Raw genomic sequence first — 10,548 nt, 5'->3', positions numbered from 1 at the left:
TCGCAATGCCCTGTCCGCCGCCCACTGCCGCCTGGCACCCACCGGCGCCTGAGACATCTGCTTGTTGCTGTATCCCATTGCACACCTCCGTGATCGAGGTGTTGCATCGACCGGTTGAGCCCGCCCACCGAACCACAGCAAGGAGGCCGCCGGACAAAGCTTCCGACCCACAACTTCACTCGCAGTCACGCAGGCAGCACACCCGCGCAAACAGGCAACATGCGCCCCCTTATGAGGGATCAGTGCTGCACCCAAGGACGCACCGCCGACCGGTGCGTGTCGGGGAAAGGCCCGCCCGTGCGAAGCACCCCCCACGGGCGGGCCCACTCCGTGTCTACCGCCTCGGCAAGCCCGAAGCTCACCCTCCAGCCTTTTCGTACAGTTCCAGGGGACCCGATGTTGCCCCATTCGGGCAATGCCCACCTCGCAAACTGGGTAGGGTCCGATTCCATGGCTGACCAGGGGAAGATCCGGACCGTGGTGTGGGGCACCGGGAATGCAGGACGGGCCGCGATCCGCGCGATCGACGCACATCCCGGACTCGAGCTGACGGCGGTGATCGTCGCCAACCCGGAGAAGGTCGGACGCGATGCCGGCGACCTCGCCCGCTTGGGCCGCTCGGTGGGGGTGGCAGCAACCGACGACGCCGATGCCGTGCTCGCGACGTCCCCCGCCGCTGTCGTCTACGCCGCGTCGGGTGACATCCGCCCGGACGGTGCGGCGGCGGACATCACCCGCGCACTCTCCGCCGGGGCCGTCGTCGTGACCCCGTCGATCTATGCGCTCTACGACCAGCGCAACGCGCCGGCCGAGTTGCGCGACCCGATCGAGGCGGCCGCGAAGTCCGGCGGCGGCGCCCTGTTCGTGTCGGGCGTCGATCCGGGATGGGGCAACGACATCCTGCCGATCCTGCTGACAGGCCTGGCCGGCACGATCGATCAGATCCGTTGCCAGGAGATCTTCGACTACACCACGTACGACCAGCACGATTCCGTGCGGTACCTCGTCGGCATGGGCCAGCCGATGGACTACGAACCGCCGATGGTCGCGGCGACGGTACCGACGATGGTGTGGGGCGGCCAGATTCGGCTCATCGCCCGGGCCCTCGGTGTGGAGCTCGACGAGATCCGGGAGACCCTGCTGCGCCGGCCGCTGGACGAGACGATCACCACCGATCTCATGGGCGAGTTCGAGGCCGGCACCCAGGGGGCGCTGCGTTTCGAAGTCCAGGGCATCGTGGACGGCGAGCCTCTGATCGTCATCGAGCACGTCACGCGGATCCACCCCTCGTGCGCCCCGGACTGGCCCGTGCCGCCCGACGGCGGGGACGGCGCTCACAAGGTGATCATCGAGGGACGACCGCGCATCGAGGTGAACGTGGAGGCCACCGACGAGGGCGGCAACCGAGCGGCCGGTGGCAACGCCACCGCGGTGGGGCGCCTGGTCAACGCGATCCCGTGGCTGCGGACAGCCGCGCCGGGGCTCTATGACGCCCTGGACGTCCCGCTCACCCCCGGTCACGGCAAGCTCGGCTGACACCACCCAGAGGGGACACCACCCAGAGGGCCACACTTAGCCCTTGCACTAACCATTGTCGCGGTGGATACTTTGCCTTATGGCTCAGTATCCGGAGCAGCTGAACGGCATCTTCCAAGCGCTCGCCGACCCCACCCGGCGGGCCGTGCTGGGCCGTCTGAGCCGGGGCCCGGCGACGGTCAGCGAATTGGCGAAACCGTTCGACATGGCCCTGCCCTCCTTCATGAAGCACATCCACTTCCTCGAGGACAGCGGATGGATCCGGACGCACAAGGAGGGCCGCGTACGGACGTGCGCGATCGAGAAGGAACCGTTCACGGCCGTCGAGGCGTGGCTCGCGGAGCAACAGGAACTGTGGGAGAGCCGCACCGACCGACTCGAACAATTCGTCACCGAACACACCGTCACGACACCCGCAAAGGACACACCGCGATGACCGACACTGCGAGACCCGATCTCGACCTCACGATTTCGCGCATCATCCGGGCACCCCGTCCGGTCGTGTGGCGCGCCTGGACCGACCCCGCCAGCTTCGAGCAATGGTGGGTCCCCGCGCCGTCGCGGTGCCGGGTCGTCGACATGGAACTACGCCCGGGCGGGGCGTTCACGACCCAGATCAGTGGGGACGGTGGAGAATTCGTGCCGCACATCAGTGGCTGCTTCCTCGCCGTCGACGAACTCGAACGCATCGTGTTCACCAACTCGCTGGTCGGTGGCTGGCGACCCGCCGAACAGCCGTTCATGACCGCGATCATCACGTTGAACGACCATCCGACGGGCACGGAGTACGTCGCCCACGTGATGCACAAGAACAACGCCGACCGCAACACCCACGAGGAAATGGGCTTCTACGACGGTTGGGGCACCGTCACGGAGCAGCTCGCCGAACTGGCCGAGCGACAGGCGTAACGGAGGAGGCCGACAACGAACAGGCCGTCGTGGCCAACGACGACGAGCTGGCGGCGTACCTCGAGGATCTGAAGAGCCGGCCGGGCAAGGACATTCACCTGTCCGGCGGATCGTCCTTCGCGCGATCGGTCCTCGCGCTGGGGCTGGTGGACGAGTTCTACTTCTTCGTCTATCCGGTCGTGTCGCCCGGCGTTCCCTGGTTCTCGGAGATATCCGACCAGCGTGACCTCCGACTAGTGGGCTCCGAGTCGTACGGCAACGGGGTGGTCGAACTGCATTACGTGCCCAGGGAACGCGCGGACGCACCCAGGCCGGACAGCTTCACCGACACGCTCGCGTAACGCGGATCAGCCCACCGTCGCGAACTCCCCTGCCGCGGACCATCGTTGCCGCTCGGCGGCGAACGCGACGGTCTGCTCGGCTCGGAAGTCGCCGATCGATTCGGCGTTCGCCGTGAGGAACTGCTGGTGCTCGGCGAGCGAGAACGTGCCCTCGGTGATCTCGATACCGCCGCCGCGACCAGCTGCGACGTCGGATCGCAGGTCCATCAACTCGTCCGGTTCCACGGGGTACCAGGAGATCCGGTCGAAGAAGCGCAGCAGCCAGGGGGTACCGTCCTCGAACGGGCCCGACTTCTCGGGATGCCGATGGTTCCACACCTGGGTGGTTCGGCCGACGAACTGGTAGCCGCCCGGACCCTCCATTCCGTAGATGCACAGGTATGCCCCGCCGATACCGACCGCGTTCTCCGGCGTCCACGTGCGGGCCGGGTTGTACTTCGTGGTAACCAGCCGATGCCGCGGGTCGAGTGGTGTCGCGACGGGTGCGCCGAGGTAGACGTCACCGAGCCCGAGCACCATGTACTCCGCTCCGAAGACGGTGTCGAAGACGTCGTCGACGCTGCCGAGCCCGTTCATGCGGCGGATGAACTCGATGTTCCACGGGCACCACGGTGCGTCGGAACGGACACCGTGCATGTAACGCTGGATCGCCTCACGCGTCGAGGGGTCGTCCCACGACAGCGGCATCCGCACGGACCGGCTCGGCACCACGAGTTCGTTCGCCGCGGGCAGGGCGTCCTCCGCCTCGCCGAGCAGCCCCATGAGCTTCGGGATCGGCAGCACGTCGGGGTCGACCCGGACCTGCAGCGAGCGGATGCCCGGCGTCAGGTCGAGGAGCCCGGCCGGCTTCTCGACCTCGAGACGCTGGTGCAGCGCGTGCGCGCGGGCCCGCAGTGCGAGGTCGAGGGTCATGTCGCCGTACTCGACCAGGACGTTGTCGTCGCCGGACCGCCGGTACGTCACGGCGGTCTCGCCGTCGCGCCGGGCGATCACGCCGTCGTCGCGGTCACCGGTGGTGGAGAAGACCGTCGAGTGCGCCGCCCGCCGTGCGGGCCCCAGCGTCCGGGCGGACGCGGCCCGGTCGGCCTTGATCGGCACGAAACGCACCGTATCGCCGGGGGCCAGTTGTCCGAGCTTCCAGCGTTCCGCGGAGACGACCGTGACAGGGCAGACGAACCCACCGAGGCTCGGTCCGTCCGGGCCCAGGAGGATCGGGGTGTCCCCCGTGAAGTCCAGGGCGCCGACCGAATACGCGTTGTCGTGGATGTTGGACGGATGCAGTCCCGCCTCGCCGCCGTCCGTGCGGGCCCAGTCGGGCTTGGGTCCGATCAGCCGCACCCCGGTGCGGTCCGAGTTGAAGTGCACCTCGTAGTCGGTCCGGTACAGCGTGTCGATGTCGGTGCGGGTGAAGAACTCGGGTGCGCCGTGCGGGCCCTCGGTGACCGCGATCTCCCAGCGACTGCACAGGGCCGGAACGTATTCGGCGGGAACGGCGGCCGCGCGGGCGCCGGTGTGCTCGCCGACCGCGAGAACATCGCCCTGCCGCAGCGTGCGGCCCTGATGTCCGCCGAACTTGCCGAGCGTGAACGTCGAGGCGCTGCCGAGGAAGTCGTCGACGTCGAGTCCGCCCTGGACGAGTACGTAGATGCGGAGACCGGGTCCTGCCACCGCGCCGACGTCCAGGACTGCGCCTGCCGGAACCCGCACCGGACGCCACTGCGCCTGCAGCACTCCGTCGACGGTGACCGGGGCGGGCGCGCCCGTCACACACACCACCGTGTCCTCGTCGAACTGCAGTGCGGGACCGGACATGGCGCATTCGATTCCGGCGGCGCCCTCATCGTTGCCGAGTGCGGTGTTGCCGAGCCGGAACGACAGGTCGTCCATCGGCCCCGACGGCGGCACACCGACGTGCCAGTACCCGGTCCGTCCGGGGAAGTCCTGCACCGTGGTAAGCATGCCGGGCCGGTGCACGGTGATCTTGGCGCTCATGCCTGCACTCCCGCCGGCCGGGTCACGATCATCCGCACCGGGGTCGGGTCGAAACCGTTGCAGGGGTTGTTGATCTGCGGGCAATTGGACACCAGTACCAGAACGTCACGCTCCGCGCGGAGTGCCAGACGGCGGCCGGGTGCGGAGAGGCCGTCGACGATTCCGAGCGTGCCGTCGGCGTCGACGGGAACGTTCATGAAGAAGTTGATGTTCGACACCAGGTCCCGCTTGCCGATCCCCCACCGGGATCCTTCGGCGAGGAAGTTCTCGACGCAGGCGTGCTGGTGCTTGGTGTGGTGGCCGTACCGCAGGGTGTTCGACTCCTGCGAGCAGGCGCCGCCCACCGTGTCGTGGGAGCCGACCTCGTCGGCGACGAGCGTCATCAGCGCGTCGTGATCGTCGGTGCGGAGGACACTTCCCGTGGTCAGGAACAGATTGCGCTGCGCCGACACCGTCGCGGCGGCCGAGTAGCGCTGCCGGTGGTCGTCGGCCGCGTAGATCAGGGTGTCCACGGCCTGGTTGCCGCACAGATCCACGATGGTCAGGACGTCACCGGCCACGACGACGGTGGACCAGGGTCCGCGGGCGCCGACCTCCTCGTCCAGGATCACCGTTCCCGGTACCAGCGGTGCGGTCTCGATGGTGGTGGTCATGCCTGCTCCCGTCCCTGGCGCTGCGCTGCAGCCCAAACGTCTTCGGCGTTGAGAAAGGCTCGGTGGTACTCCGGGTCGGCGTCGACGGGCTCGGCCACGTCGACGCCGGTCCAGGCGAGCACTTCGAGCGCGGTCGTGTCGTACGTCGGCGACGGATCGAGCGGGTGCGCCGTGTTGGCGATCAGGACGATCACCGGGAGGTGGATCACGAGGTCGACCGCGGTGTCCGCGCCGGCGGATCCGATGCTGCTCAGCGACCCGTCCTCCCCCACCCGCACCCCGTGGAAGAACGACAGCGACGGCGGGAGGTTGCGCCGCCCGAGTCCGTGCTTCGCCGCCGCCACCGTGAAGAGTTCACGGCCGGCGGGGGACGCCGAATGCAGGTTGCCGTCACCGTATTTCGCGGTGTTCGAGGCGACCGACGTGGTGCCGCACAGGGCGTCGTGCCGCCCGGACCCGTCCGACACGAGCGTCGCGAGCACCCGCCCCTGGTCGGAGAGCAGCGGATGTCCCGCCCCCAGGTACGCCTGCCACGGCACCTTGACGGTGTCGGCGACGTTGAGCCGCTCCCACGGCGCGTCCGCCCGGTACAGCAGCAGGTGGGCGCAGGCCCGGCCGTCGAGGTCACGCAGTCGTAGTCGCGTGCCGCGGCCCAGCACCTTCGTGGTGTACCGGCCACCGGGAACCGTCTCCGCCCACGTGAGCAGTGCCGGATCGATGTCGGACGGTGGGGTGGGCCAGGACGACGCCGGGACCACCGGCATCGAGTCGGTGACCGCTCCCGACTGGGCACGCGCGTGTTCCTTCGCGGCACTGGTGGTCGAGGTGTCCACTGAGGTCATGTCAGGCTCCGATCGTGATGGGGTTGGGGGTCGTGCGGCCGCGCGGGAAGCACGCGACTCCGAGCGCGACCACGGCGGCGACGGTGACGGGGGCGGCCCACCGCAGGAGGGGATAGTCGCCGCTGGGGTCGAAGATCTCCGCGCGCGGCCAGGACAGGTTGACGACCATCAGCGCGCCGTAGCCGACGGCCAGGATGTTGACGGGAAGGCCGAACCGTCCGAGCGAGTACAGCTTCCGTCCGTCCGCGTCGACCTGCGGTCCTCCGTGCGGCCAGCCTTTCAACCTGCGCAGCAGGAGCGGCACCGTGACCATCAGGTAGGCGAGATAGATCAGGATGATGCAGACGCTCGACAGCGTCGCGAAGATCGCGGAGTTCCCGACGTTGACCGCGAGGATGCCGATGCAGACCAGGCCGATCAGGACGGACGGCGCGATGGGCGTTCCGGTGCGGGTGTTCACCGTCGACAGGATCTGCGAGGCGGGCAGCCGTCCGTCGCGGGCCATCGAGAACACCAGCCTGGACGCCGCCGTCTGGATGGCGAGCGTGCAGACGAACACGGCGATCGCGACGTCGACGAGGAGGAGGGTGCCCCAGGGCGAGCTGAGGATCGACGAGAGCACGTACGGCAGGCCCTCGGCGGCGAGCCGGCCGTCGGTCAGGCTCGGCGCGGCCATCAGCGCGCCGATGATCATCAGTCCACCGCCGAGCGCCGACACGGACAGCGCGAGGCGGATCGTGCGCGGCGCCACCCGGCGCGGATTCCGCGTCTCCTCGGCGAGTTCGCCCGCGGAACCGAATCCGACCATGACGTAGGCCGCCATCAGACCCGACACGATCCACGCCCATCCGTACCCGGGTGACGCCCCGGTCGTGCCCGTGTCGAACACGACCTCCGGTCCGCGCTGGGCGTGGGTGAGGAACATGCCGATCACCGCGATGACCCCGACGATCTCGCAGGTCACACCGATGTTATTGATCCTGGACATCCAGTTGACGCCGATGCAGTTGATGAACGTGGTCAGCACGAGGAGGACCGAGCCCAGCAGCACCGCGTTGGCGGCGCCACTCGCGGACGTCAACGTACTGTCCTCACCGATGATCTGGAATCCGCTCCACACGTTGGGGAGCACGACCTGCAGCGCGATGGCCGCGGCGGATGCCGTCACCATCTGCGCGAGGATCATGAACCATCCGGCGAACCAGCCGACCACCTCGCCGCCCATCCGGCGTGACCACTGGTAGATCGCCCCCGAGATGGGGTACCTGGCGGCCAGTTCGGCGAAGTTGAGCGCCACCATGAATTGGCCGACGAACACCACCGGCCACGTCCAGAAGAAGGCGGGTCCGGCGAATCCGAATCCGAGCCCGAAGAGCTGGAAGATGGTGGTGAGGATGGAGACGAACGAGAAGCCGGCGGCGAACGACGCGAACTTACCCAGGGAACGGTGAAGTTGCTGCTCGTAGCCGAATTCGCCGAGGTCGCCCGTGTCGTCGACGCCGGTTCCGCCGGACGGGCGGGGAGGTGCGGCCGGCGCGGTCAGCACTTGCGCAGTCCTTGTGGGTGTACTCAAGGGCTTACTCCTTCGGCGAGAGCAATATCTGTCGCTCGATAGTTTTCTCGCGGAAGGGCCTCGATGGGTGACGCCCGCGTATCCAGATCGCCGCCGGCCGTAACAGCATCGTTGCCTACGTTTCGGGAGCATGACGAAACCCTCACTGCGGGTGGAGACCGTCGATCCCGAGAGCGACCTGACATCATGGAGCGGTGACCACAGGGCCGGGACGACCCCGACTGACCAATCAGCGCAGACCAGGGCAGACCACTCCCGAGGAGATACTCGACGCCGCCGGAGAGTTGTTCACCACCAAGGGTTTCGCGGCCACCTCGACCCGGCAGATCGCCGAGATGGTCGGTATCCGGCAGGCATCGCTCTACCACCACTTCCCCAACAAGGAGGAGATCCTGGTGGCGCTCCTCGAGGAGACGGTGTCCCCCGCGCTCGCCGCGGCGGGGCGGCTCGCCGACGCCGCCGCGCCCGCCACGGTGCGCCTGCACGCGCTGGCCACCTACGACGTCACGCAACTCACCGCCACCAAATGGAACCTCGGTGCGCTGTATCTTCTTCCGGAACTGCTGACCGATCGGTTCGAGCCGTTCCGCGCCCAGCGAACCCTGCTGCGCCGGCACTACCGGCAGCTGGCGGACCGGGCCCTCACGGAAATCACCGACGATTCCGGCGACACCTGCCCCGCCCTGACCGACCTGCCGTTCCGAATAGTCGAGAGCGCCATCGCAACCCGCGCCGACATCGAACGCGGACTGCTCCCCGGACCCGAGAACGAGGGCGCCGCCGGACTCCTCGCCGACGCCTGCCTCCGCGCTCTCGGATGGACGAAGCCGATGGACGAAATCCGGGCGAAGTCGCGGGCACTGCTCGCCGAGGCGGCAGGCGGAACACCCGTTCGCCTCTAGCCGTGCACGTCGGTCCCGTGAGATAAAGTCTGGCGAACGCTTATCACTGGGGGGTTATCTTGAGCGATGTCTTTGTCGTCACGGACGGCATCAGGAACTACGGCGCCACCGCTGCACAGGCCGCCGAACAGATCAGCGGGGCCGCCACACTCGACCTCGGCGCGAATCTCGCGGCACTCGCGCCCGTGTTCGGCCCGATCGGCGCCGACTTTCTCGCATCCTTCGCCGCCGCACAGGCGAATCACGCCAAGTCGGTCGCCGAACTCGCGTCTCACTACGCGCAGACCGCGGTCGCGGCCCATGCCACCGCCGATTCCTACGACTCCGTCGACGGCGCCAACGGCGCTGCGCTCGGCGGCGCGTCGGCGACGGGATCGGAGGTCTCGCATGACGTCCCCCGAATCCACCGGAAATCCTGGGGAGCACGGGTCGATCCTCGACCTGATCCAGGGAACGCCCGTCGGCGACGCCCTCGCCACGCCACTGCCGAGCACTCCACTCGAGGCCCTGCAGAACTCACCGCTCGGTCCGTTCCTCGATACGCCCCTCGGTGACCTGCCGCCGCTGCCGGCCCTTCCGCCGCTACCGGCACTGCCTCCACTGCCTCCGTTGCCGCCGAACCCCGTGGAGGCGCTGCTGCAGGGTCACGGGCTGCCCGGACTGCCGGGCGTGGACGAGTTGTTCAAGCCGCTCACCGATCTCGCCGGGAGTTTCGGCACCGGCACGTTCGGCTCGTTCGATCCGACCTCCCTCCTCGACATGTCTTCGGGCATGATCGACCAGGCGATGTCGATGAGCATGTCGGGACTGAAGGTGCTCGACCAGATCTGGCAGAGCCAGGCAGCACAGGCGGCGCAGTCACAGGGCCTGCAGGCTCAGTCCAGCGGCACGGAACTGAGCGAACGCGGCACGGAGATCTCCACGACGACGCAGACCGCCGCCGCGTCCGTGGCGCGGGGCAACGCGAACCTCATGACGATTTCGGAGTCGTTCGCGGCCACCGCGGTCGCCGCCGCGCCGATGGTGATGACGCCGCCCGGGCAGGCGATGCTGCTCGCGTCCGCGGCCGAGCACCTCAAGGCTGCTATCGGGGTCGTGACGCAGACGCGCACCGAACTCAACGAACAGACCCTCACGATGAACGGTCTGGCCGCCCCGGTTCCGGTACCGCCGCCCCCGGCGCCCGGAGCCGTGGCGGCAGCCGCACCGACGTCACCATTCGCCATCGCCTCCACCGTGATCGAGGGTGTGGGCAAACCGATGATCTCCACCGTCACCGACAGTGTCGGCGACCTGGTGTCGGCGAGCACCCAGGCGGCGAGCGTCTCCTCGTCGGACCTGCCTGCCGACGCCCGGTCGGCGAAATCCGCGGTCATCCCCGCACACGGGGCAGCGGGCGGAGTTCCGGGTGCTGTGGGCATCGCCGGCGGCGCGGGCATCGGCATGTACGGCGGCGGCGCGGGCGGAAGCGTCTCCGCGGGCAGCGGTTCCGTACCCCGCGGAACGATCACCGGGCCGGTTGTGCCCCCGGCGACACCGGGGACCGCTCCCGCACCCGGCGCCGCTCCGGCCGCCGCCTCGTCCCCTCTCGCACCCGGCGGAGCCATGGGCGGGATGGGCGGGGCGGGGATGGCGGGCGCCGGGCGCGGCGGCGACGACCAGCTGAGCGGGCGGTCCACACCGAGCTACCTCGTCAACGCCGGCGAGAACAACGCGTTCGTCGGCGACCTCCCCATGGTCGCGCCCGCCGTGATCGGCGGCGAAGACCTGGACGATACTCCGTTCGGCGACCAGAGCTGA

Annotated in this window: 11 protein-coding genes; 7 read left to right on the top strand and 4 right to left on the bottom strand. The window is 68.8% G+C overall.

What is annotated here, in order from left to right; all coding sequences use genetic code 11:
* Positions 1–450: 450 nt before the first annotated feature.
* From HGB39_RS35885 to HGB39_RS35870, 4 genes are all read left to right on the top strand, one after another.
* Positions 451–1,536 (top strand): NAD(P)H-dependent amine dehydrogenase family protein, encoded by a 1,086-nt coding sequence (locus HGB39_RS35885; RefSeq protein ID WP_005572694.1) that lies wholly within the window; start codon positions 451–453, stop codon positions 1,534–1,536.
* Between the two features lie 79 nt (positions 1,537–1,615).
* Positions 1,616–1,972, top strand: coding sequence for an ArsR/SmtB family transcription factor (locus HGB39_RS35880; RefSeq protein WP_005572695.1), 357 nt, complete (start codon positions 1,616–1,618; stop codon positions 1,970–1,972).
* Complete coding sequence (locus HGB39_RS35875; protein WP_005572696.1) at positions 1,969–2,445, top strand: SRPBCC family protein; 477 nt, start codon at positions 1,969–1,971, stop codon at positions 2,443–2,445. Before HGB39_RS35880 ends, HGB39_RS35875 begins: the two co-directional genes overlap by 4 nt.
* Before the next feature lie 29 nt (positions 2,446–2,474).
* Positions 2,475–2,786, top strand: a complete 312-nt coding sequence (locus tag HGB39_RS35870) for a dihydrofolate reductase family protein (RefSeq protein ID WP_005572697.1) — start codon at positions 2,475–2,477, stop codon at positions 2,784–2,786.
* Positions 2,787–2,792: 6 nt separating this feature from the next.
* On the opposite strand, the gene HGB39_RS35865 is transcribed toward HGB39_RS35870, so the two are convergent.
* From HGB39_RS35865 to HGB39_RS35850, 4 genes are read right to left on the bottom strand one after another with little or no spacing between them, the layout of a single operon-like run.
* Positions 2,793–4,778, bottom strand: coding sequence for a 5-oxoprolinase/urea amidolyase family protein (locus HGB39_RS35865; protein WP_007298701.1), 1,986 nt, complete (start codon positions 4,776–4,778; stop codon positions 2,793–2,795).
* Positions 4,775–5,431 carry an urea amidolyase associated protein UAAP2 gene (locus tag HGB39_RS35860; RefSeq protein ID WP_005573438.1) on the bottom strand — a complete coding sequence of 219 codons (657 nt, stop codon included), beginning with the start codon at positions 5,429–5,431 and terminating at the stop codon, positions 4,775–4,777. Before HGB39_RS35860 ends, HGB39_RS35865 begins: the two co-directional genes overlap by 4 nt.
* Positions 5,428–6,273 carry an urea amidolyase associated protein UAAP1 gene (locus tag HGB39_RS35855; RefSeq protein ID WP_043793472.1) on the bottom strand — a complete coding sequence of 282 codons (846 nt, stop codon included), beginning with the start codon at positions 6,271–6,273 and terminating at the stop codon, positions 5,428–5,430. Before HGB39_RS35855 ends, HGB39_RS35860 begins: the two co-directional genes overlap by 4 nt.
* A gap of 1 nt (position 6,274) precedes the next feature.
* Entirely contained in the window at positions 6,275–7,819 is a 1,545-nt protein-coding gene (locus HGB39_RS35850; protein WP_005573436.1) for an amino acid permease, read from the bottom strand.
* Between the two features lie 221 nt (positions 7,820–8,040).
* Here HGB39_RS35850 and HGB39_RS35845 point away from each other — a divergent pair, with 221 nt between their 5' ends.
* Genes HGB39_RS35845 through HGB39_RS35835 form a run of 3 tightly spaced genes read left to right on the top strand, consistent with a single transcriptional unit; the run spans position 8,041 to position 10,548 of the window.
* Positions 8,041–8,748, top strand: coding sequence for a TetR/AcrR family transcriptional regulator (locus HGB39_RS35845; RefSeq protein WP_043793471.1), 708 nt, complete (start codon positions 8,041–8,043; stop codon positions 8,746–8,748).
* 59 nt (positions 8,749–8,807) lie between these two features.
* Complete coding sequence (locus HGB39_RS39315) at positions 8,808–9,302, top strand: type VII secretion target (RefSeq protein WP_247607592.1); 495 nt, start codon at positions 8,808–8,810, stop codon at positions 9,300–9,302.
* Positions 9,190–10,548, top strand: coding sequence for a hypothetical protein (locus HGB39_RS35835; protein ID WP_247607594.1), 1,359 nt, complete (start codon positions 9,190–9,192; stop codon positions 10,546–10,548). Before HGB39_RS39315 ends, HGB39_RS35835 begins: the two co-directional genes overlap by 113 nt.

Source organism: Rhodococcus opacus (assembly GCF_012396235.1).
GTDB lineage: Bacteria > Actinomycetota > Actinomycetes > Mycobacteriales > Mycobacteriaceae > Rhodococcus_F > Rhodococcus_F opacus.
Note: the sequence above shows the minus strand (reverse complement) of the source record. Positions and strands in the feature narration are given on the sequence as shown.

Bases quoted from the DNA above. Each gene is read 5' to 3' on its own strand.
- HGB39_RS35885 (WP_005572694.1), top strand. From the start codon at position 451: ATGGCTGACCAGGGGAAGATCCGGACCGTGGTGTGGGGCACCGGGAAT.
- HGB39_RS35880 (WP_005572695.1), top strand. From the start codon at position 1,616: ATGGCTCAGTATCCGGAGCAGCTGAACGGCATCTTCCAAGCGCTCGCC.
- HGB39_RS35875 (WP_005572696.1), top strand. From the start codon at position 1,969: ATGACCGACACTGCGAGACCCGATCTCGACCTCACGATTTCGCGCATC.
- HGB39_RS35865 (WP_007298701.1), bottom strand. From the start codon at position 4,778: ATGAGCGCCAAGATCACCGTGCACCGGCCCGGCATGCTTACCACGGTG.
- HGB39_RS35860 (WP_005573438.1), bottom strand. From the start codon at position 5,431: ATGACCACCACCATCGAGACCGCACCGCTGGTACCGGGAACGGTGATC.
- HGB39_RS35855 (WP_043793472.1), bottom strand. From the start codon at position 6,273: ATGACCTCAGTGGACACCTCGACCACCAGTGCCGCGAAGGAACACGCG.